This window comes from Gracilibacillus lacisalsi DSM 19029 (genome assembly GCF_000377765.1).
GTDB lineage: Bacteria > Bacillota > Bacilli > Bacillales > Amphibacillaceae > Gracilibacillus > Gracilibacillus lacisalsi.
In genome coordinates this window covers 31,336-54,071 of sequence record NZ_KB898668.1, presented here as the reverse complement: position 1 = coordinate 54,071, position 22,736 = coordinate 31,336, and the positions used below count along the sequence as shown (strand labels likewise).

Genomic DNA, 22,736 nt, shown 5'->3' with positions numbered 1-22,736 from the left:
AATGGCTGATCAAGCAGCAAAGCTTAGACAAAAATTAATAGGGGTTCACAGTCATTATCATGCAAAAACGATAGCTATCGTTAGTGGTAAAGGAGGCGTAGGAAAGTCTAATATTGCATTAAACTTTTCTTTATCCTTAGCTAGTAAAGGAAAAAAAGTTTTATTATTTGATCTGGACGTTGGTATGGGTAATATTGACATATTATTAGGAAAAAGTTCTAACTATTCTATTATAAATCTATTCGAGAATAATTTGTCGATATATGATATTATAGAAATAGGTCCAAACTCACTGTCTTATGTTGCTGGTGGTAGTGGACAAGATCATATTTTCTATCTTGATGAGGAAAGATTGCATCACTTCCTTGGGCAATTAGAACTACTGATGAGAGAATATGACTACATCATTTTTGATATGGGGGCAGGTGTTACACGAGAAACGATCCATTATATTTTAGCAGTTGATGAATGTATTCTTGTAACAACTCCAGAACCAACTTCGATGACGGATGCATATTCCATGATCAAGCATGTGTTATTGCAACAACCAATAAAGTTTCATTTAATTATTAATCGAGTGAAAAATAAAAAGCAGGGTGTCGATATCATGAATCGGATGAATAGTGCTGTGAAACGATTTTTACATCATGATGTTATCCCGCTTGGAACAATACCTGATGATTCAGCTGTTACAGATGCTGTATTAGCACAGCAACCTTTTCTTATACATAACACTAAATCAAAAGCATCAGTGGCAATCGAACATGTTGCTAATCAGTACCTAGGGGAACCATCAACAAAATCAGATGACTCAGGATTTCTCAACAAACTCAGAAGATTAATTACAGAAAGGTAGAAATCTATGAATAAAAAACTTGTATTAGTCGTTGATGACTCAGCATTTATGCGAAAAATGATTTCAGATATTGTTCATTCATCTGCTTATTTAGAAGTGATTGGTACGGCAAGAAATGGTGAAGATGCGTTGCGGAAAGTGTTGGAATTAAAGCCTGATGTTATTACATTAGACGTAGAAATGCCGCTTATGGATGGTATATCAACGTTAAAAGAAATCATGAAAAAGAGGCCAACACCTGTTGTTATGCTTTCTAGTTTAACGAAATCTGGAGCAGATAAAACGATAGAGGCAATGTCTTACGGTGCTGTTGACTTTATCGCAAAACCTTCAGGATCTATATCTTTAAATATTAGAGACGTTGAATCAGAGATAGTTCAAAAAGTAGAGCATGCATCACGTGCTAATTACAAGTTATCGATCAATTCGTCATCTTCTATTAAAAGGAAAAGCTATAAACCTATTTCAAGTAACCGTCCAATTGTCGCGATAGGTTCTTCCACAGGAGGACCACGAGCATTACAACAAGTCATCACTAAGTTGCCAGCTGGTTTTCCATCACCGGTTGTTATTGTGCAGCATATGCCAAAAGGATTTACCAAATCATTGGCTGAGCGTCTTGATAAATTATCCAATATCACGGTTAAAGAGGTAGAAGATGGAGATTTAATAGAGAATGGCAATGTATACCTAGCGCCTGGGGGTAAGCAATTTAAAGTAAAAGAACGCGACAGCAGATTATATGCAGAAGTTAAAACAGAACAGCCGATTAATGGACACCAGCCATCAGTTGATGTACTGTTTGAATCGATTGCCAATGTAAAAGAGTGTCACCCTCTTGCAGTCATACTGACAGGTATGGGGAGTGATGGATCAAATGGTCTGTTACACCTCAAACAAAGACATCCTAAAACCATTGCTATATCTCAGTCGGAAGAAACCTGTGTAGTTTATGGTATGCCTCAAGCAGCAGTAAAAACTAGTTTAGTAGATTATGTAGAAGACTTGGACAATATTAGTGATGCGTTAGTGCAAAAAATCCAAACGAAGAGGTGAAATACCGATGGAAAATAACGAGTATCTTGAAGTATTTATTGAAGAAAGTAAAGAACATATTCAATCTTTAAACGATCAACTATTAATTTTAGAAAACGAACCGGAAAACATGGATACAGTAGGCGAAATCTTCCGATCTGCACACACATTAAAAGGTATGGCAGCGACAATGGGTTTCCAAGACCTAGCTGATTTAACTCATAAGATGGAAAATGTCCTAGACGCAGTACGAAATGATCAAGTGAAAATAACTTCTGAGATCATTGATGTAATTTTTCAAGCGGTCGACCAACTGGAGGGAATGGTATTAGATATTGCTGAAGGCGGCGATGGTTCCTCAGATGTACAAGAACTTGTGAATACCTTACAAGCGATCGAAAGTAATCAAGGTTTTGAAAAGGTAAATGAATCGACTACGAACACAAGTATCAATACAACAAATACAGCGACAAGTGATCAAGCACATTTTGACCGACTAGATCAATTTGAATTAGCAATATTAGATCAATCAAAAGAAAATGGTTTCGAGAACCTAGAAGTAACGGTGAAATTAAATGACAATTGTCTATTAAAAGCTGCTCGTGTATATATGGTGTTTGAAGTCTTAGAACAAATTGGTGAAGTAATTAAGGCCGATCCAACAGTTCAAGAATTAGAAGAAGAAAATTTTGACCTGCAGTTTCATGTGCTACTAGTAACGAAGGATAGCGCTGAAGATGTAAAGCAAAAAATTCTAAAAGTGTCTGAGATAGAGGAAGTTATTGTATCAACGTTCGAACAAGTTGCGAGCGCACAAGAACATAATGAAGAGAAAGAAAATGTTGAAAAACAATCAAATGAAGGTAAGGAATCATCTAATAATAAAACCACAGATGAAAGCAAGAAAAAGGCTGCCAAAGGTGTTGCAAGTAAGACGATTCGGGTCAATATCGACCGTCTTGATGGTTTAATGAATTTGTTTGAGGAATTAGTCATCGACAGAGGCCGTTTAGAGCAGATTTCAGCAAATCTAAAACATGCAGAATTACAAGAGACTGTAGAGCGCATGTCGAGAATTTCGGGTGATTTACAAAATATTATATTAAATATGCGTATGGTTCCAATTGAACAAGTCTTTAATCGTTTTCCAAGAATGGTGCGTCAGCTTTCAAAAGATTTAGGCAAAAAGATCAACCTTGAAATTGTTGGTGCAGAAACGGAATTAGACCGAACTGTTATCGATGAAATTGGTGATCCATTAGTACACTTAATTCGAAATGCATTAGATCACGGGATTGAAACGCCTGAGAAACGACAGGAAGCAGGAAAGAATGAAGAAGGACATTTATTATTAGAAGCGTATCATAGCGGAAATCACGTCTTTATTGAAATTTCTGATGATGGAGCAGGAATAAACAGAGAAAAAGTGGTAAACAAAGCAGTTTCTAATCACGTTATTACAGAAGAAGAAGCTAAGCAGTTAACAGATAAAGAAGTATATCAGTTGATCATGTCAAGCGGGTTCTCTACGGCTGATAAGATTAGTGATGTTTCAGGTCGTGGAGTAGGTTTAGATGTAGTAAAAAATACTATCGAGTCACTTGGTGGAACGATTACGATCGAATCAGAAGAAGGAAAAGGTTCGCTATTCTCTATTCAATTACCATTAACGCTGTCGATTATATCTGTTCTTTTAGTAGAAGTAGAGAAAGAAAAATACGCGATTCCGTTATCATCTATTATTGAAACAGCAATTATAAGCAAATCAGAAATTCTAAATGCTCACAACAAAGAAGTAATAGATTTCCGAGGAAAAGTAGTACCATTAATAGATTTAAAGAATGTATTTGAAGTACCAACTGAAGAAGAAGACGATGAACTATATTCCGTTGTTATTATTCGCAAAGGGGACAAGATGGCAGGATTAGTTGTGGATACATTCATTGGTCAACAGGAAGTTGTTTTAAAATCATTAGGCGATTATTTAGGAGATGTATTTGCAATATCAGGTGCCACTATTTTAGGTGATGGACAAGTAGCGTTAATTGTTGATACGAACACATTAATAAACTAGGAGGGGTAGCATGGAAGAAACAACTAGCAATCATCAATCGATTATTATCGAATTGGACAAAGAAGAATATGCGATTCCTGTAGAAGTCGTCGGAGCTATCGAGCGGATGCAACATATTACGAGAGTACCAAAGACAGCTAATTTCGTAAAAGGTGTTATTAATCTTCGTGGTGTAGTTACACCAATTATCGACTTACGCGAGCGCTTCGGAATGGAAAAGGCAGAGCATACAGAAAGTACAAGAATCATCATTATTCATATGGAGAACTATGATGTTGGTTTTATTGTAGATGCTGCCTATGACGTTTTATATATTCCAGAAGATGCTATTGAGCCTGCTCCACAGGTTATTGGAACAGTTGACTCAGATTATATAGGTGGAGTAGCAAAAGTCGACAAAAGGTTGATTATGCTTTTAGAATTGCAAAAAGTATTATCCCAAGAATCCTATCAGGCAGCATTTTTAGGACAAGAAGGTTAGATAAATGGTCCAGATGGAAAACTTATCGCAACATCATTTAGACGTATTAAAGGAAGTTGGTAATATTGGTGCTGGGAACGCTGCTACAGCACTCTCAAGCTTATTAGGAAAAAAGATAGAAATGTCTATTCCATCTATTAGGATTGTTGATTTTAATGAATTAATGGATTATGTAGGTGGGCCAGAACAAGTCATTGTAAGTGTATTTTTAAGAATACAAGGTGAAGCACCTGGGAGTATGTTTTTTGTACTATCACCAGAAGAATCAAGTTCATTAGTGGAACAATTGACAGGTACATCAGGAGATAATATCGAAGAAAATGATCTCGCTATTTCAGCTATTTCTGAAATTGGCAATATTCTTTCAGGATCTTACTTATCTGCTTTATCTGATTTTACATCTATTAATATGCAACCAACTGTTCCTAATCTAACGATTGATATGGCAGCCGCTATATTGATGCAAGGGCTTCTTGAGATTTCGCAGGAAAGTGATTATGCCATTATCATAGATACGATGATTGAGGAAGAAGAACAGTCAAACGAGTCGGTGAAAGGCCATTTCTTTTTATTACCAGACCCTGACTCTTTTGATGAAATTTTCAAAGCACTAGGGGTCGAAGAGGAATGACAATCATAACTACTGTTGTAAAAGTTGGTATAGCAGATTTAAAAGTAACACAAATACCAAATACCTTAAAAACATCTGGACTAGGATCTTGCGTAGGAGTTGTCATCTATGAACAGAAGATAGCAGGACTTGCACATGTCATGTTACCAGATTCAACTGCATCGAAAAAAAGTTTAGTAAACGAAATGAAGTATGCAGATACATCGATTGATTTATTATTGGAGCAACTCTTAACGGAAGGTGTTAGTAAATCTAAGTTGAAAGCGAAAATAGCAGGTGGAGCACATATGTTTTCTTTTCAGTCAGATAACAATATGTTAAAAATTGGTGAACGCAATGTCGAAGCGGTGCTTGCTAAATTAAGGGAACATAAAATTCCGGTAGTAGCGCAGGATGTAGGTGGCAATAAAGGGAGAACAATCGAATTCGATATCGAAACAGGCATGCTCGAAGTAAGAACAGTAAATAGTGGAATTATGCAAATTTAATTAGGATTCATTATTTTTGAAATGAGGTGATTCGATGGTCAAAGATACGTCTATGGAAAAAAGTTTGTGGAATAAATGGTTAAGCAACAAAAGTGAAGATAATACGAATGAATTAATAGAAAACTATATGTATCTGGTACATTACCATGTCCAACGAATCGCTGTTAATCTGCCTAAAAGTGTTAACAAAGATGATATCAAAAGTTTAGGGTTATTTGGATTGTTTGATGCGATATTAAAATTTGATAATAGTCGTGATTTAAAATTTGATACCTATGCTTCTTTTCGGATCAAGGGAGCCATCATTGACGGATTAAGAAAAGAAGATTGGCTTCCTCGAACGACAAGAGATAAGGTGAAAAAAATTGACCATGCAATGGAATCATTAGAACAATCACTTCAACGAGAAGTAACGACAGAAGAGGTTGCTGACTATCTAGGTTTAACTGTGGAAGAAGTAGAGGATTCATTGAAGGATAGTTTTTTTGCTAACTTGTTATCAATGGAGGAGAAAAGTAAAAATAACTCCGAAGATACAAAAGAAGGAATTGGTTATCTTATTCCAGATGATCGAGAGCCGTTACCTGAAGATAATATGGTACAAAAGGAAAACTATCTAGAATTATCGAAGTGTATCCAACAATTAAACGAAAATGAGCAAATGGTATTAAGTTTATTTTATGATAAGGAATTAACATTTACCGAAATCGGTAAAGTATTAGGCTTAACAACATCAAGGATCTCACAAATTCATAAACAAGCGATAGTAAAAGTTCGTCATTTATATAAAAAAATATAAGAGTATAGGCGGGGCTTGATCATGAATGAAATAAAAGAAAAAATAGATATTAATATCTCGAAAAATCGATTAGTGGCTACGCTGTATGTGAAAGATCCAGATGCAATCGAAGACATAACAGAGGAAGATATTCAAGAGTTACTCAAAAGTTATAACATTGAATTCGGAGTTATGAATCTAGCTGAGATAGATTGGAAACAAAAACTAATAGCCGATGAGGAATTTATCATCGCAGAAGGGAAAAAGCCGGAAAACGGTACAGATGGTAAATTAATCGTAAAGCAATCAACAGACAGTTCTTTAGCCGAAGAAGAAAAAACGAATTTTAGAGACATTACTAGAATCCCAATGGTTGAGACAAATGACATTTTGGCACAATTAATACCACCGACCGATGGTGAACAAGGGATGGATATCTTTCATAACCCAGTTAAACAAAGGAAAGGCAAGCCTTATAAGTGTAGATCAGGAGAAAATGTTTCTTTTGATGAATCAACTTATACATTTATTGCCACTTCAGATGGGCAATTATCTGTTGGTGATCAAGTTATAAATGTGTATCCACTTTATGAAGTAAATGGTGACTTATCCCTTGAAACAGGTAATATACAATTTAATGGTTCCGTAATGATTAAAGGTAATGTTCCCACTGGTTATAGTGTAACAGCAAATGGTGATGTAACGGTATATGGAATTGTAGAAGCATCCTATATTCATGCAGGTGGTAATGTCTTAATAAGAGAAGGTATTGCAGGTATGGAGAAAGCCATTGTAACGGCTGATGCGGATATAGAAGTAGGTTATATTAATCAAGCTGAAGTAACGGCAGGTAGAGATCTGAAGGTGAAGAAGTCGATCATGCATTCCAACTGTGTTGCGCAACATAATCTTTTCTGTACGAACGGAAGTATCATTGGAGGTAGTTGTTCAGCTGGAAAAATCATGGAAGTAAAGAATTTAGGGAATTTGGCAAATTCAAAAACGGAATTAGCGTTTGGAATCAGTAAAAAAATCTTAGATCGTGTAAGCGGTTTAAAACAAAATCGAAAAGAATTAAAAGAGAACCAACAGAAATTACGAATCTTAGGTGACCAATTGAAGCAGAAAAAAGATGCTGTAGGGGAACTACCAACAAAAGAAAGAATTATGTTATTAAAACAGCGTAATATGCTTGATAAAACTAATGAAAAGTTACAGTTAATTGAGGACGAATTAAATGAATTAGAATTTGAAATCGGTAATTATGCTGGTATGAAATTAATGGTTAAAGGAAAAGCGTATGAGAATGTTGAATTAATGTTTGGTAAATATAAACGGGTTTTATATCAAGAGCATCAATATTTTCAAGCTTACTTAGAAGAAAAAGAAATAACGATTCAATCTTTATAGCTAAACTGTTATACTGGAAACAAATGAAAGTGCGGATATTTATTTCAAATATTGGAGGTATCCCATGAGTTGGAAAGCAGTAGAAATGCAGGTAGCGTTGCCTAGAACACAGGATGCTGGTAAAATACAGGATCAGATGCAGCAACAAGGCAGGATTGATCAGAATCAACTAGCACAATCAATGGCTAAAGAAGACTTGAGAAGACGAAAGCAAGTTTTGGAACAAGAAGCAAGTCAACAACTAAAAAACAACAAGCAAAAAAGGGACAGCCACTTCCAAGAAGTATCGGAAGATAAGAAAAAAGAGAAACAACATCAACATCAATACAAACATCCTTACTTAGGAAATAAAGTGGATTTTAGTGGTTAAGAGGTAGATTATGCTATATATATTGTTATTGTTTAGTTTTATCATTCATATTGTAACTTTTGTCATCATTCGACAACTGAAATTAAAACAAGATACATTAGCTGGGGTAGAAGATAACGTGAACCAGCAAGTGAAGAATATCGAAGACACTCTTGCTGTTTATCTGGTAGAATTAAAAGAAGAAAACGAGAAATTTGTACAACAAGTGGAAAAGTTTAATAGTAACAACTCAGATAATAATAATCAAAAACAACATGAAGCCAGTAAATCTGTTAAGGAAGTCCATACACCTAAACAGTCAACAAAAGAATATCAAGCCATTTCACATGTTGAACAAGTCGAAGATGTTGTAGAACGTTCAACTACAGCTTCTGTGTTACATTTGCATGAAAAAGGTTATACAGTAGATGAAATAGCGAAAGAGCTGGACAAGGGTAAAACAGAAGTTGAGCTATTATTGAAATTTCAACAAAAAAAATGAAATATCGCTTGATTGCAACTATACATTATGGTATATTTGTTTTCGGTGTTAAATACACACGTTTGTGGAAGGTACAAGGGGTGCTATTCACTAGTCCTTGTATCGTATGAAACAAATGGAGGAATAAAAACCAATTTACAGGAGGAAAAATAATGGCAGTTATTTCAATGAAACAACTACTAGAAGCTGGTGTTCATTTTGGACATCAAACACGCCGTTGGAACCCAAAGATGAAGAAATATATCTTCACAGAGCGTAACGGCATTTACATTATTGACTTACAAAAAACAGTGAAAAAGGTAGAAGAAGCGTACAATTTCGTAAAAGAAATCGCTGAAAATGATGGAACTGTTTTATTCGTAGGTACAAAGAAACAAGCACAAGAATCAGTAAAAGAAGAAGCGATCCGTTCAGGAATGTACTTTGTAAACCAACGTTGGTTAGGTGGAACATTAACGAACTTTGAAACAATTCGCAAACGTATCAACCGCTTAAAAGATATTGAAAAAATGGAAGAAGACGGCACTTTCGATGTATTACCGAAGAAAGAAGTTGTAGGTCTTCTTAAAGAAAAAGAACGCCTAGTGAAATTCTTAGGCGGTATTAAAGAAATGAATAAAATTCCTGATGCTTTATTCATTATCGACCCAAGAAAAGAACGTATTGCTGTTGCAGAAGCACATAAATTAAACATTCCGATCGTAGGTATTGTTGATACAAACTGTGATCCAGATGAGATTGATTATGTAATCCCAGCGAATGATGATGCTATTCGTGCTGTGAAACTTCTTACTGGTAAAATGGCAGATGCTATTTTAGAAGCGAAACAAGGAGAAGTAACAGAAGAAGCTGCTGAGCAAGCAGAAGCTACAGAAGAAGCAGAAGTTGAATCTGTAGAAGAGTAATTAAAGGTTTTGGTGATAAGAGGGAGACCTTTTATCACCTTTTTTTCAGCAATATATGATATTAAAGGAGGAAATTCTAATGGCAATTACAGCAAAATTAGTAAAAGAACTAAGAGAAAAAACTGGTGCAGGTATGATGGATTGTAAAAAAGCACTTCAAGAAACTGATGGTGATATCGAGCAAGCTATTGATTATCTACGTGAAAAAGGTATCTCTAAAGCTGCGAAAAAAGCAGACCGTATTGCTGCGGAAGGTTCTGCGTATGTAGAAGTTTCTGGAAACGAAGCAGTATTATTAGAATTAAACTGTGAAACAGACTTTGTTACCAAAAACGATCAGTTTAAGACGTTAGCACAGGATCTTGCTAAACACATTCTTTCTCAAAAACCAGAAACTGTTGAAGATGCTTTAAAACAACCACTTAATGGTGACGGTGAAACACTAGAAGTATTCATCAATTCCAATATTGCAAAAATCGGTGAGAAAATTTCCTTGCGTCGTTTTACACTATTTAACAAAACGGATAATGATGCGTTTGGAGCATATATCCACATGGGTGGTAATATTGGTGTAGTTACAGTTCTTGAAGGAACAACTGATGAACAAGTAGCCAAAGATATTGCAATGCACGTAGCTGCTGTAAATCCTAAATATCTATCTCGTGATGCTGTTTCAGCAGAAGATGTCGAAAAAGAGCGCGAAGTACTTAAAACACAAGCATTAAACGAAGGTAAACCAGAACATATTGTTGAAAAAATGGTAGAAGGTCGTCTTAACAAGTTCTTTGAAGAAATTTGCTTATTAGAGCAAAGTTTTGTAAAAGATCCTGATCAAAAAGTAAAACAAGTTGCACAAAATCACAATGCAACAGTTAAATCTTTCGTTCGCTATGAAGTTGGCGAAGGAATTGAAAAGCGTGAAGATAACTTTGCTGAAGAAGTAATGAGTCAAGTAAACAAAAAATAACTTTGATTAAAAAGAGGGGCACTTGGTGTCCCTTTTCTTTGAAAAGTAACAATGATAAACCAAGTGTTTTTACTAATATATTTTAGGAAATGGGAGATTCTTACCCTTTTACTTGGCTAAAATCTTCGTTTTCTTTATAATATTTACATATATGGAGGTAATTATGGCTACTGCTAACTACAGAAGGATTGTTCTTAAATTAAGTGGAGAAGCTCTGAGTGGTGAACAAGGATTTGGTCTTGAGCCATCTATCATTCAATCAGTGGCAAAACAAGTAAAAGATATAGTTGAATTAGGTGTAGAAGTTGCAATTGTTGTTGGTGGTGGCAATATATGGCGTGGTAAAGTAGGAAGTGAAATGGGCATGGATCGAGCTAATGCTGATTATATGGGAATGTTAGCTACTGTCATGAACTCCTTAGCTCTTCAGGATAGTCTTGAAAATGTAGGCATTCCAACACGTGTCCAAACTTCCATCGAAATGCGTCAAGTAGCAGAACCATATATTCGTCGTAAAGCAATTCGACATCTAGAGAAAAAACGTGTGGTTATTTTTGCTGCTGGAACGGGTAATCCATATTTCTCAACTGATACAACTGCAGCTTTACGAGCAGCGGAAGTGGAAGCAGATGTTATTTTAATGGCTAAAAATAACGTAGATGGTGTATACACTGCTGATCCAAAAGTTAATAAAGAAGCTAAAAAGTACGATGAGTTATCTTACCTAGAAATTTTAAATGAAGGATTAGGTGTAATGGACTCAACGGCATCATCATTGTGTATGGATAACAACATTCCTTTACTTGTATTCTCCATTTCAGAGGAAGGAAACATTAAGAAAGCTGTAATTGGCGAAAATATAGGAACCATTATAAGGGGGAGCTAAAACATGTCTGAACAATTAATGAAAGAAACTCGTGAGAAGATGGATCAAGCGGTAAAAGCATATTCTAAAAATCTGGCGACAGTAAGAGCGGGAAGAGCAAACCCAGCATTATTAGATAGTGTACAAGTGGAATATTATGGTGCATTGACACCATTAAACCAACTGGCATCTATTTCTGTGCCGGAAGCTCGGTTATTGGTTATAACACCATTTGATAAATCTACCGTTTCTGATGTCGAAAAGGCTATTCAAAAAGCTGATCTAGGTTTATCACCATCAAATGACGGTAATGTAGTACGAATCAGTATTCCTCCATTAACAGAAGAGCGTCGTAAAGATTTAGTAAAAGTAGTTGGCAAGTATGCGGAAGAATCAAAAGTGCAAATCCGTAATATTCGTCGCGACACTAATGATCAATTAAAGAAAGATGAAAAGAATGGTGACCTTACAGAAGATGAGTTAAGAGGTTTCCAAGATGATGTACAATCAATAACAGACTCACATATTCAAAAAATTGATGAATTAACGAAAGAAAAAGAACAAGAAATTATGGAAGTCTAAGCAAAAAAAAGGTAGAATATATGATGAGTGTAGAAGCCCTCTTAATAAGAAGAGGGTTTTTCCACTTTACATGATAGCCATACATATATGGCATATTGAATAGAACGGTTTTTAAATGATGGAGGATAATTATGCGTTTGTTTAAACTTCCTTTTAAGAATAGTAAAGACAACACTGTAGAAGTATCACAAACAGTGTCTGAAAATTCACCTAAGCACATTGCCATCATCATGGATGGGAATGGCAGATGGGCACAAAAAAGAGGATTACCGCGTATTGCTGGTCATCGAGAAGGAATGGATAATGTTAAGCGAATTGTAAAGGCAGCCAATCAATTACAAGTTGAAATATTAACATTGTATGCATTTTCAACTGAGAATTGGAAACGACCATCAACTGAGGTAGAATATATTATGAAGTTGCCTATCGATTTCTTGCAGCATTATTTACCCGAATTAGTGGAGGAAAATGTTCGTATCCAAACAATTGGTGAATTCGATGACTTACCTAAAAATACAAAAGCAGCGATTCAGAAAGCTAAAGATCAAACTGCAGAAAATAATGGGTTAATATTAAATATTGCAATTAACTATGGTAGTAGGTTTGAGGTGATCCGTTCGATCAAAGAGATTTGCCAAGAAGTACAAGAAGGTAAGTATGGAATCGAAGAGATTACAGAAACTACACTTAGTGACCATTTATATACTTCTCATATTAAAGATCCTGATCTATTAATCCGCACGAGTGGTGAATTAAGACTTAGTAATTTTTTACTTTGGCAATCCGCTTATACAGAATTATGGTTTACAGATACATTGTGGCCTGATTTTAGTACAGCAGAATTTGAGAAAGCTATCAACGATTTTCAGAAACGAAAACGTCGTTATGGTGGAATATAAGGTGTGAAAATAATATGAAAACAAGAATTATTACTGCGATTATTGCAATTTTGCTTTTCTTCCCATTTGTATTTTTAAGTGGTTTACCCTTTCAAATAATCATGTATATCATTGCCACAATAGGTTTTCTGGAACTTTTACATATGAGAAGGATGACCAAGTATCCAATCCCTACTGTTTTAGGTGTTATTTTATTATGGTCTTTGTTATTTCAAGATGAATATTTAATCTTTTCTACACGCCTAGAGTTACTCATGTTTTTTGTATTAGTTTTGCTAGGTTATACAGTGTTAGTTAAAAATAAATTTACATTTGAAGATGCAGGCTTTTTAATTTTAGCATCGATTTACGTCGGTTTGGGCTTTCATTATTTCATCCAAACTAGGGAAGTAGATGATGGACTAGTTTATATTTTTTATGCTATTCTAGTAATATTGTCAACTGATACAGGTGCTTATTTTTTCGGAAGAGCATTTGGCAAGCACAAGCTTTGGCCGCAAATCAGTCCAAAGAAAACTGTCGAAGGAGCACTTGGCGGAATATTAGTAGCTAGTATAGTAGCCATTATTTTTCAGTACTTTTTCCATGTACATGAATCTATGTTATTAGTTGTTATCGTTACAATAATTGCTTCTATATTTGCTCAAATAGGAGATCTTGTCGAGTCTGCTATCAAAAGGCATTATGATGTGAAGGACTCTGGAAAAATATTGCCTGGTCATGGTGGGATACTAGACCGCTTTGATAGTTGGTTATTTGTTTTTCCTTTATTACATTTTATTCATTTTATATCATAGATATTATTATTAGGAGTACCAGTTATGAAAAACATCACTTTATTAGGAGCAACAGGTTCTATAGGTTTACAAACATTAGATGTTATGAGGGAGCATCCTCATCAGTTTCGGTTATATGGGATCGCTTTTGGTAAAAATGTAGACAAGGCTAAAGAAATTATAGCGGAATTCAAACCTGAAAAAGTTGTAGTTCAAGATGAAAAAATCCGCAATGAACTGTTAATTAATACTGATCAAAACACGGTATTAGTTGGGAAAGAAGGAATGGAAGAGGTTAGTGCTGATCCAGAAACAGATGTATTAGTGAATGCAGTAATGGGTAGTGTTGGATTAGGGGCAACTCTAACAGCGATCAAACACAAAAAGCAAATTGCGATAGCTAACAAAGAAACATTGGTTACTGCAGGCCACTTAGTTATGAAAGCAGCTAAACAGTATGGTGTTAACTTATTACCTGTAGATAGTGAGCATTCGGCTATCTTTCAAGCACTTAATGGCGAGTCACACAAAGATATCAATAAAATCATTTTAACGGCTTCAGGTGGCAGTTTCCGTGATAAAACGAGAGATCAGCTTCAAGGAGTAACAGTGACTGATGCTCTTAATCACCCAAATTGGAGTATGGGGGCTAAAATAACGATTGATTCTGCTACCATGATGAACAAAGGGCTAGAAGTCATTGAGGCGCATTGGCTATTTGATGTACCTTACGACAAAATAGAAGTCATTCAGCATAAAGAAAGTATTATCCATTCCATGGTTGAATATGCTGATAAAAGTATTATTGCTCAATTGGGAACTCCTGACATGCGTGTACCTATTCAGTATGCACTAACATATCCAGATAGATTGCCACTGTCATCATCCAACAGCCTTGATTTAGTAGAAATGAGTGCACTGCATTTTTCAAAAATGGATATGGAACGATTTCCGTGTTTAGCTTTTGCTTATCATGCAGGTAATAAAGGTGGTTCATTACCTACAGTGTTGAATGCGGCAAATGAAGCTGCAGTAGATTTATTTTTGCATGAAAAGATTACCTTTCTAGAGATTGAACAAGTAATCGAGAATGCTATGGAAAACCATAGTTTTGTTGAACAGCCTGATTTAGAAACAATCAATGCGATCGATCAGGAAATAAGAAATAAAACGTACGAAAAATATTAAGGAAGTGTTAGAGGGAAGGAGTGCTCCTAAGTGACAACTGTTATTGCCTTTATTTTAATGTTTGGACTACTTGTATTTGTTCATGAGTTTGGTCACTTTTATGTTGCTAAGAAGACCGGGATGCTTGTTCGGGAGTTCGCAATTGGTTTTGGACCTAAAGTATTCTCTACGGTAAAAAACGAAACGTTATATACCATAAGACTATTACCAATGGGTGGATATGTACGAGTTGCTGGCGAAGACCCGGAAATCATTGATATTAAACCAGGTCAACATATCGGTTTAACTTTTAATAATGACGGCGAAGTAAAAGAAATTATTGTAAACAATAAAGAGAAACATCCCGATGCTTTTGTGATTGAAGTAGAGCATATTGATTTAGATCATGCTTTAACCATTCAAGGCTATGAAATTAATGAAGATGAAAAGTATTCCTTCCATGTCAATAGAAAAGCATCCTTTATTATGGATGAGAAAGCAACCCAAATCGCACCATACGATCGTCAGTTCTCCTCAAAAACAGTTGGTCAAAGAGGTTTACAATTGTTCGCAGGACCATTCATGAACTTTGTACTTTCAATAGTAATCTTTCTTGTGTTAGCTAATTTACAAGGTGTTCCAGTAAAAGAGATGCAGGTCGGGGCTGTCGCAGATAATAGCCCTGCACAAGAAGCTGGTTTTCAAGCAGATGATAAAGTTATTGAAATTGAAGGTCAAAGTATTAGTAAATGGGAAGAATTTCAAGAAATTGTCCAAGAAAGTCCGAATGAAACGTTGGAAATGATTGTTTTACGTGGCGAACAACAAGTTCCACTTGAAGTCACTCCGGCATTAATCGAATCACCTGAGGGAGATTTTGGACAAGTAGGTGTAATTCAAGCGACAGAGAAATCGTTCGTCCGAAGCATTCCTTATAGTTTAGAAGAAACATATCGGTGGTCAACTATGATTTTAACCAATTTAGGGAAGTTGATAACTGGTCAATTCTCTATAGATGTATTATCTGGACCCGTTGGAATATACGACGCTACAGATCAAATTGTCAAAACAGGCTTTATGAACTTTTTAATGTGGACAGCAGCATTAAGTGTTAATTTAGGAATTATTAATTTATTGCCGTTACCTGCATTAGATGGGGGAAGGCTCTTATTTGTCGGGCTCGAAGCAGTCCGAGGTAAACCGATCGATCCGCAAAAAGAGGGTGTTGTTCATTTCATTGGCTTCGCATTATTGATGCTACTGATGATCATCGTTACATGGAATGATATCCAGAGACTGTTTTTGTGATGTTAGCTAATCTATACGGGTAATATTGAAATTATCGAGGTGAGTTGAGAAGATGAGACAAAGTCAAACTTTAATTCCTACATTAAAGGAAACACCTGCTGATGCTGAGATTAAAAGTCATCAGTTGTTAGTCCGTGCAGGATTTATTAGACAAACAGCTTCAGGTGTATATAGCTTTTTACCAATGGGCAATAAAGTATTAAAAAATGTCGAGAAAATTGTACGTGAAGAAATGGAAAAAGCAGGAGCTGTCGAGATGTTAATGCCAGCTCTGCAACTATCTGACCTGTGGAAAGAAACAGGAAGATGGTATACGATGGGGCCCGAATTGATGCGGCTAAACGATCGTCATGAAAGAGAGTTTGCACTTGGAGCAACACATGAGGAAGTTGTTACAAGCCTTATTGGTGATGAAGTAAAAAGTTATAAAAAACTACCTCTATATGTGTACCAAATACAAACGAAATTCCGTGACGAAAAACGTCCAAGATTCGGTCTTTTAAGAGGACGAGAATTTATTATGAAAGATGCTTATACGTTCCACACCGATCAAGAAAGTCTTGATGAAGCCTATCAAAAAATGTATCAAGCCTATTCAAACATTTTTACTCGTTGTGGCTTGAATTTCCGAGCCGTTATTGCTGATTCGGGTGCAATGGGTGGTAAAGATACGCATGAATTTATGGTATTATCAGAGATCGGTGAAGATACAATCGCATATTCCGATACTTCTGATTTTGCCGCTAATATTGAAATGGCACCGGTCCATGTTACATATGAACAGAGTGATGAAGCTGCACTGGATTTAGAAATGGTTGATACACCGGGCTATAAAACTATGGTGGAAGTCTCTGAATTTTTAGGTCTACCATTAGAACAAGGGATTAAGTCTTTACTGTTCAAAGTAGATGAACGATTTGTTTTAGTTTTATCTCGTGGTGACCATGAAATCAATGATATTAAGTTGAAGAATGCGTTAGCTGCTACTAATGTAGAATTAGCTTCAGAGCATGAAACAAAACAACTATTGAATACAGAAGTAGGCTCGGTTGGACCTATTGATGTACCTGAAGATATCGAAGTTATTGCTGACCATGCCGTTTCCGTTATTCGTAATGGCTATTGCGGTGCTAATAAGAATGACAAGCATTACCGAAATGTAAACCCAGATCGAGATTTTAAAGTGTCTTCCTATCAAGATCTTCGTTTTATTCAAGAAGGGGATCCGTCTCCAGATGGTCAAGGTAAGATTAAGTTTGCTAAAGGAATTGAAGTTGGTCATATATTCAAATTAGGTCAATTCTATGCAGAAAAATTAGGCGCACAATATTTAAATGAACAAGGTAAACAAGCAACGATGACAATGGGTTGTTATGGTATTGGAGTGTCTCGGACTCTAGCTGCAATTGTAGAACAATATCATGATGATAATGGTATTAAATGGCCAAAAGAAATTACGCCATATCATGTCCATTTAATTGCAGTAAATCCGAAAAACCAGGAACAGCAGGTTCTAGCAGAGAAAATTTATGAACAACTGCAAGAAAACAATATCTCCGTTTTATTTGATGATCGAAAAGAACGACCTGGTGTTAAGTTTGCTGATAGTGATTTGATCGGATTGCCAGTTAGAATAACCGTTGGTAAAAAAGCTGCAGAAGGATACGTAGAGTGCAAGTTAAGAGAGAACGGGGAGCAAGAAGATCTTCACGTGTCAGAATTAATTGATAAAATCAATTCATTACTAAAATAATTACATTCCCTTGTCTCAACATCGCAGGCAAGGGAATTATCTATTTAACCAAAAGACAACCATTCAATAAAACATGTTATAGTTTACACATATACTACGAAGTAACTGGACATGGATTTGCTCTCTTCCGTACTGAATTTTGATGAGTGCTGCCATACGCTCCGGCAGAATACTGCGCTTTCCGTGGGCTCGGCTTCAGCTAACTTTGCAAAGAAAACCACTTTGCAAAGTGGATCTTCAGCTCTCGTGAGTCCCACAGGAGTCTCCGTATTCTGCCTACGCTATTTTTGTTCTCTGATTATAGAAAGAAATGAACTCATGTAACAAAATTTTTCTGCGGTTTTTGCTCGAAAAAGTTAGCTGAAGGGCAAACCCCACGGAAAGGGAAGTGGGCAGCCGGAGTGGCGGTTATGATCACGATATATGTCAAAATTACCTCATAGGTGACTGTGCATTTAGTTTCGAACAAACAGTATTTTCACTAGTCGCAGTATGTATCAGTTACGAGTTTTTTAGGAGAGAGGATGGAACTGGTTTTGTCTTATGATAAAATAATAGGAAGATTAATAGGTAAAGGAGATCGAAGATGAGTATCTCTAGTCAGGAAAAATTTCAGTTACTAATGAAACAGATTGGTATTGCTGATGATATGAAAAATAAATACTTTCAAAATGGTGCTATTGAAAAGCTGGAGGTTTATCGGTCTAATCCATTATGGCACTTCTATTTTCACCTTGAACAAACGATCCCTGCTGATATATATCAAGCGTTTATTTTGAAATTGACTGATGCTTTTTCATCTATTGCTAAAGTTTCATGGACGATTAGAGTGGATCAACATGCGTTAGACGAACAAGAGCGATTCCGTTATTGGCAAATATTTCTATCAGAATTGATGAGTGAATCTCCTAAATATCGTACCTTTGAAAATAAGAAACCCCTATTTAACGATAATAATATTATGTTAACTGTGAGTAATCAAATTGAGGCACAGTGGAGTAAAACTATTCAATCACAATTTGATCAATTCTGTATGAAAGTTGGTTTACCAAAACAACTTATTCAACTTGAAGTAGCCGCACAACAAGAGGAAATTGAAAAATTCCAACAGGCGAAGGCGATGGAAGATCGTAAAAAAGTAGAAGAAGCCTTTAAAGAACAAGAAAAGCGTGCAAAAGAAGCGAAACCTGAAAGCCCATCAGGTCCAGTTCAGCTTGGATATCCTATCAAAGAAAATTCTATTCCAATGAAAGATGTAGTAGAAGAAGAGAAAAATATTATTTTTCAAGGGTTTGTTTTTGATGCTGAAATTAGAGAATTACGTTCTGGTAGACATTTATTAATACTTAAAGTAACAGATTATACCGATTCTTTTCAGATAAAAATGTTCTCAAAAGGTGACCAAGATGCGGAGAAGTTCAAACAGTTAAAAGAAGGTATGTGGATTAAGGCTAAAGGGATGGTTCAGACTGATAATTTCTCAAATGAACTAACAATGATGGCCAAAGATATCCAAGAGGTAGCTTCGATTACTAGAGAAGATCATGGTTATGATGATGAAAAACGAGTTGAATTACACGCACATACATTAATGAGTCAAATGGATTCCGTTGTGGCCGCTTCGAAATTGATTGAACAAGCTAGTAAATGGGGACATAAAGCAATTGCCATTACAGATCATGCCGTAGCTCAAGCTTATCCAGAAGCATATGCTGCTGGACAAAAACATGGTGTGAAAGTTGTGTATGGTGTGGAAGCAAACATTGTCGATGACGGTGTACCAATTGCCTATAATGAATCAGACCGTGTCTTAGCAGAAGATACGTATGTTGTATTTGACGTGGAGACGACAGGATTATCGGCAATATATGATACCATTATCGAACTCGCTGCCGTTAAAGTCCATAATGGAGAAATAATTGATCGTTATGAATCTTTTGCTAATCCGCACCACCCATTATCCGAAACTACTACTAATCTAACTGGTATAACAGATGACATGGTAAAAGATGCGCCAGAAGTGGAAGAAGTATTAAAAGAATTTCATGAATGGATGGGAGACGCTGTTTTAGTAGCACATAATGCTGATTTTGATATGGGATTCTTAAATACCGGATTTAAGCGTATTGGTTATGAAGAAGCAAATAATCCTGTTATTGACACGTTGGAATTAGCTCGTCTACTGTTCCCTGAATTAAAGAATCACCGTTTAAATACGTTGTGTAAGAAGCTTGATATCGAGCTTACCCAACATCACCGTGCGATTTATGATGCAGAAGCAACGGGTTATTTATTATGGAAGTTTGTTAAACTGTCTATTGAGCGAGGTATTGTGAATCATAACCAATATAATCAGCATATGGGAGAAGGCAATGCTTATCAACGTTCTCGCCCTTTCCATGCTACATTATTAGCTGTAGATCAAGAAGGGTTGAAAAATATTTATAAATTGGTTTCGTTAGCACACATTGATTATTTCTACCGTGTTCCACGTATACCTCGGTCTAAATTACAACAATATCGCGAAGGTATTTTAGTAGGTACGGCATGTGACCAAGGTGAAGTATTCGAAACGATGATGCAAAAATCAAAAGAACAAGCTGAGAAGGTTGCGCAGTTCTATGATTTTATCGAGGTTCAACCTCCTGAAAATTTTGTGCATCTTTATGATCGAGAATTAGTTCAGAATGAAGCGCAATTATTTGATATTATTCGCAACATTGTTCAACTTGCTGAAGAACTAGGTAAACCTTGTGTTGCTACAGGAAATGTCCATCATTTAGAAAAGAATGATATGGTTTACCGACAAATACTGATCGCTTCCCAAAGTGGTAATCCATTAAACAGACAAACTTTACCGAATACGTATTTTCGTACAACGAACGAGATGATGGATGCATTTTCGTTTTTAGGACAAGAAAAGGCAAAAGAAATTGTAATCACCAATCCAAATACACTTGTCGATCAAATTGATGAGGTTAAACCAGTAAAAGAAGATCTATATACACCAAATATTGATGGGGCTGAAGAAGAAATTCGCGAATTAAGTTATAACTTTGCTAAATCAGTCTATGGTGAACCGATTCCGGAAATTGTAGAGAAGCGGGTAGAAAAGGAACTAAAAAGTATTATTGGCCATGGATTTGCGGTTATTTACTTAATTTCACAAAAGCTAGTAAAAAAATCATTAGATGATGGCTATTTAGTAGGATCACGTGGATCTGTCGGTTCTTCATTAATCGCGACTTTTACCGAGATTACAGAAGTTAATCCATTACCACCTCACTATGTATGTCCAGAATGTAAGTATAGTGAATTTTTTAATGATGGTTCAGTCGGTAGTGGTTTCGATTTGCCTGATAAGAAATGTCCAAAATGCGATGCAGAATTGAAGAAAGATGGACAAGATATTCCGTTTGAAACTTTCTTAGGCTTCAAAGGGGACAAGGTTCCAGATATTGACTTGAACTTTTCCGGTGAATACCAGCCACGTGCCCACAATTATACGAAAGTTCTTTTTGGCGAAGATAATGTATACCGAGCAGGAACAATTGGTACGGTAGCCGAAAAAACAGCTTATGGATATGTTAAAGGGTATGCAAGTGACAAAGAATTAACGCTGAAACAAGCAGAAGTTGACCGGTTGGTAAAAGGGTGTACCGGTGCTAAACGGACAACGGGACAACACCCTGGTGGTATCATTGTTGTACCAGATGATAAAGAAATTTATGATTTTACCCCGATTCAATATCCAGCAGATGATCGAAATTCGGAATGGCGGACAACACACTTTGATTTCCATTCGATTCATGATAACTTGTTGAAACTTGATATCCTTGGACACGATGATCCGACTATGATTCGCATGCTTCAAGATCTAAGTGGTATTGATCCACAAACAATACCGACTGATGACGATGAAGTAATGAAAATATTTTCCGGTCCTGAAGTGTTAGGTGTAACACCAGACCAAATTATGTGTAAGACCGGAACATTAGGTGTACCTGAATTCGGTACAAGATTCGTACGCCAAATGCTCGAAGATACCAAGCCGAAAACATTTGCAGAGTTAGTTATCATCTCAGGTCTAAGTCACGGGACTGATGTATGGTTAGGTAATGCTCAAGAACTTATTAATAATGGTATTTGTGGATTACCAGATGTTATCGGTTGTCGTGATGATATCATGGTGTATTTAATGCACAAAGGCTTAGAGGCATCACTTGCCTTTAAGATTATGGAGTTTGTACGTAAGGGGAAAGGCTTAGAGCCAGAGTGGATCGAAGAAATGAAAAAACACGATGTACCAGATTGGTATATCGATTCTTGTAAAAAGATAAAATATATGTTCCCGAAAGCACACGCTGCTGCCTATGTATTAATGGCGATTCGAATAGCCTATTTTAAAGTCCATTATCCAATTTATTTTTATGCAGCATATTTTACTGTAAGAGCTGATGACTTTGAATTAGATACGATGATCAAAGGGTCAGAAGCAATGCGCAAACGGATCAAAGAAATTCTGGATAAAGGTAATGATGCGCCACCTAAAGAAAAAAGTTTACTTACTGTTTTAGAATTAGCATTGGAAATGAGTGAACGAGGCTACCATTTTCAAAAAGTAGACCTCTATCGTTCTTCCGCAACGGAGTTTTTAGTAGATGGTGACAGTCTGATCCCTCCATTCAATGCAGTTGATGGATTAGGAACAAATGCAGCAATCAATATTGAGAAAGCACGAGAAGACGGAGAATTCTTATCAAAAGAAGATTTAAGAGAACGTAGCCGTATTTCTAAAACTGTATTGGAATACTTGGATCAACATGGTTGTTTAGACGGAATGGCAGAGAAAAATCAATTATCCCTGTTTTAATAAGGAACTTTTTATTGGATAAATCCAGTAAATCTCT

General features: G+C 36.0%; 20 protein-coding genes. All 20 read left to right on the top strand.

Features of this window, described 5'->3' with window-relative positions; genetic code table 11:
* The first annotated feature begins 1 nt into the window (after position 1).
* Complete coding sequence (locus tag D569_RS0111930; protein WP_018932654.1) at positions 2-856, top strand: MinD/ParA family protein; 855 nt, start codon at positions 2-4, stop codon at positions 854-856.
* A 6-nt stretch (positions 857-862) separates the two neighbouring features.
* Positions 863-1,912, top strand: a complete 1,050-nt coding sequence (locus D569_RS0111925; RefSeq protein ID WP_018932653.1) for a protein-glutamate methylesterase/protein-glutamine glutaminase — start codon at positions 863-865, stop codon at positions 1,910-1,912.
* Between the two features lie 7 nt (positions 1,913-1,919).
* Entirely contained in the window at positions 1,920-3,965 is a 2,046-nt protein-coding gene (locus D569_RS0111920) for a chemotaxis protein CheA (RefSeq protein WP_018932652.1), read from the top strand.
* 10 nt (positions 3,966-3,975) lie between these two features.
* Positions 3,976-4,446: a chemotaxis protein CheW gene (locus D569_RS0111915; protein ID WP_018932651.1), complete on the top strand. Its 471-nt coding sequence runs from the start codon at positions 3,976-3,978 to the stop codon at positions 4,444-4,446.
* A 4-nt stretch (positions 4,447-4,450) separates the two neighbouring features.
* Complete coding sequence (locus D569_RS0111910) at positions 4,451-5,077, top strand: chemotaxis protein CheC (protein WP_018932650.1); 627 nt, start codon at positions 4,451-4,453, stop codon at positions 5,075-5,077.
* Complete coding sequence (locus D569_RS0111905) at positions 5,074-5,565, top strand: chemotaxis protein CheD (protein WP_018932649.1); 492 nt, start codon at positions 5,074-5,076, stop codon at positions 5,563-5,565. The genes D569_RS0111910 and D569_RS0111905 overlap by 4 nt, the downstream gene beginning before the upstream one ends.
* A gap of 34 nt (positions 5,566-5,599) precedes the next feature.
* The gene (locus tag D569_RS0111900; RefSeq protein ID WP_018932648.1) at positions 5,600-6,364 is read left to right on the top strand and encodes a FliA/WhiG family RNA polymerase sigma factor; all 765 of its coding nucleotides are present in this window, start codon (positions 5,600-5,602) and stop codon (positions 6,362-6,364) included.
* Between the two features lie 21 nt (positions 6,365-6,385).
* Positions 6,386-7,753, top strand: coding sequence for a FapA family protein (locus D569_RS0111895; protein WP_018932647.1), 1,368 nt, complete (start codon positions 6,386-6,388; stop codon positions 7,751-7,753).
* 64 nt (positions 7,754-7,817) lie between these two features.
* Positions 7,818-8,123 (top strand): hypothetical protein, encoded by a 306-nt coding sequence (locus tag D569_RS0111890; RefSeq protein WP_018932646.1) that lies wholly within the window; start codon positions 7,818-7,820, stop codon positions 8,121-8,123.
* A gap of 10 nt (positions 8,124-8,133) precedes the next feature.
* Positions 8,134-8,604 (top strand): DUF6115 domain-containing protein, encoded by a 471-nt coding sequence (locus D569_RS0111885; RefSeq protein ID WP_018932645.1) that lies wholly within the window; start codon positions 8,134-8,136, stop codon positions 8,602-8,604.
* A 152-nt stretch (positions 8,605-8,756) separates the two neighbouring features.
* Positions 8,757-9,509, top strand: a complete 753-nt coding sequence (gene rpsB, locus D569_RS0111880; RefSeq protein ID WP_018932644.1) for a 30S ribosomal protein S2 — start codon at positions 8,757-8,759, stop codon at positions 9,507-9,509.
* 79 nt (positions 9,510-9,588) lie between these two features.
* Positions 9,589-10,476, top strand: coding sequence for a translation elongation factor Ts (gene tsf / locus D569_RS0111875; protein WP_018932643.1), 888 nt, complete (start codon positions 9,589-9,591; stop codon positions 10,474-10,476).
* Positions 10,477-10,639: 163 nt separating this feature from the next.
* Positions 10,640-11,362, top strand: a complete 723-nt coding sequence (pyrH, locus tag D569_RS0111870; RefSeq protein WP_018932642.1) for a UMP kinase — start codon at positions 10,640-10,642, stop codon at positions 11,360-11,362.
* Between the two features lie 3 nt (positions 11,363-11,365).
* The gene (frr, locus tag D569_RS0111865; RefSeq protein ID WP_018932641.1) at positions 11,366-11,923 is read left to right on the top strand and encodes a ribosome recycling factor; all 558 of its coding nucleotides are present in this window, start codon (positions 11,366-11,368) and stop codon (positions 11,921-11,923) included.
* Positions 11,924-12,054: 131 nt separating this feature from the next.
* Positions 12,055-12,822 (top strand): undecaprenyl pyrophosphate synthase, encoded by a 768-nt coding sequence (locus tag D569_RS0111860; protein WP_018932640.1) that lies wholly within the window; start codon positions 12,055-12,057, stop codon positions 12,820-12,822.
* A 14-nt stretch (positions 12,823-12,836) separates the two neighbouring features.
* Positions 12,837-13,619 (top strand): phosphatidate cytidylyltransferase, encoded by a 783-nt coding sequence (locus D569_RS0111855; RefSeq protein WP_018932639.1) that lies wholly within the window; start codon positions 12,837-12,839, stop codon positions 13,617-13,619.
* 24 nt (positions 13,620-13,643) lie between these two features.
* Positions 13,644-14,786, top strand: a complete 1,143-nt coding sequence (dxr, locus tag D569_RS0111850) for a 1-deoxy-D-xylulose-5-phosphate reductoisomerase (RefSeq protein ID WP_018932638.1) — start codon at positions 13,644-13,646, stop codon at positions 14,784-14,786.
* A 30-nt stretch (positions 14,787-14,816) separates the two neighbouring features.
* On the top strand, positions 14,817-16,073 hold the full coding sequence (gene rseP, locus D569_RS0111845) for an RIP metalloprotease RseP (protein WP_018932637.1): 1,257 nt from the start codon (positions 14,817-14,819) through the stop codon (positions 16,071-16,073).
* 52 nt (positions 16,074-16,125) lie between these two features.
* Positions 16,126-17,826: a proline--tRNA ligase gene (locus D569_RS0111840; RefSeq protein WP_018932636.1), complete on the top strand. Its 1,701-nt coding sequence runs from the start codon at positions 16,126-16,128 to the stop codon at positions 17,824-17,826.
* 586 nt (positions 17,827-18,412) lie between these two features.
* Positions 18,413-22,699, top strand: a complete 4,287-nt coding sequence (locus D569_RS0111835) for a PolC-type DNA polymerase III (RefSeq protein WP_018932635.1) — start codon at positions 18,413-18,415, stop codon at positions 22,697-22,699.
* Positions 22,700-22,736 lie beyond the last annotated feature (37 nt).

Bases quoted from the DNA above. Each gene is read 5' to 3' on its own strand.
- D569_RS0111915 (WP_018932651.1), top strand. From the start codon at position 3,976: ATGGAAGAAACAACTAGCAATCATCAATCGATTATTATCGAATTGGAC.
- D569_RS0111895 (WP_018932647.1), top strand. From the start codon at position 6,386: ATGAATGAAATAAAAGAAAAAATAGATATTAATATCTCGAAAAATCGA.
- D569_RS0111860 (WP_018932640.1), top strand. From the start codon at position 12,055: ATGCGTTTGTTTAAACTTCCTTTTAAGAATAGTAAAGACAACACTGTA.
- D569_RS0111920 (WP_018932652.1), top strand. From the start codon at position 1,920: ATGGAAAATAACGAGTATCTTGAAGTATTTATTGAAGAAAGTAAAGAA.
- D569_RS0111925 (WP_018932653.1), top strand. From the start codon at position 863: ATGAATAAAAAACTTGTATTAGTCGTTGATGACTCAGCATTTATGCGA.
- D569_RS0111855 (WP_018932639.1), top strand. From the start codon at position 12,837: ATGAAAACAAGAATTATTACTGCGATTATTGCAATTTTGCTTTTCTTC.
- pyrH (WP_018932642.1), top strand. From the start codon at position 10,640: ATGGCTACTGCTAACTACAGAAGGATTGTTCTTAAATTAAGTGGAGAA.
- frr (WP_018932641.1), top strand. From the start codon at position 11,366: ATGTCTGAACAATTAATGAAAGAAACTCGTGAGAAGATGGATCAAGCG.
- D569_RS0111840 (WP_018932636.1), top strand. From the start codon at position 16,126: ATGAGACAAAGTCAAACTTTAATTCCTACATTAAAGGAAACACCTGCT.
- D569_RS0111930 (WP_018932654.1), top strand. From the start codon at position 2: ATGGCTGATCAAGCAGCAAAGCTTAGACAAAAATTAATAGGGGTTCAC.
- D569_RS0111905 (WP_018932649.1), top strand. From the start codon at position 5,074: ATGACAATCATAACTACTGTTGTAAAAGTTGGTATAGCAGATTTAAAA.
- D569_RS0111835 (WP_018932635.1), top strand. From the start codon at position 18,413: ATGAGTATCTCTAGTCAGGAAAAATTTCAGTTACTAATGAAACAGATT.
- dxr (WP_018932638.1), top strand. From the start codon at position 13,644: ATGAAAAACATCACTTTATTAGGAGCAACAGGTTCTATAGGTTTACAA.
- D569_RS0111900 (WP_018932648.1), top strand. From the start codon at position 5,600: ATGGTCAAAGATACGTCTATGGAAAAAAGTTTGTGGAATAAATGGTTA.
- D569_RS0111885 (WP_018932645.1), top strand. From the start codon at position 8,134: ATGCTATATATATTGTTATTGTTTAGTTTTATCATTCATATTGTAACT.
- tsf (WP_018932643.1), top strand. From the start codon at position 9,589: ATGGCAATTACAGCAAAATTAGTAAAAGAACTAAGAGAAAAAACTGGT.
- rpsB (WP_018932644.1), top strand. From the start codon at position 8,757: ATGGCAGTTATTTCAATGAAACAACTACTAGAAGCTGGTGTTCATTTT.
- D569_RS0111890 (WP_018932646.1), top strand. From the start codon at position 7,818: ATGAGTTGGAAAGCAGTAGAAATGCAGGTAGCGTTGCCTAGAACACAG.
- D569_RS0111910 (WP_018932650.1), top strand. From the start codon at position 4,451: ATGGTCCAGATGGAAAACTTATCGCAACATCATTTAGACGTATTAAAG.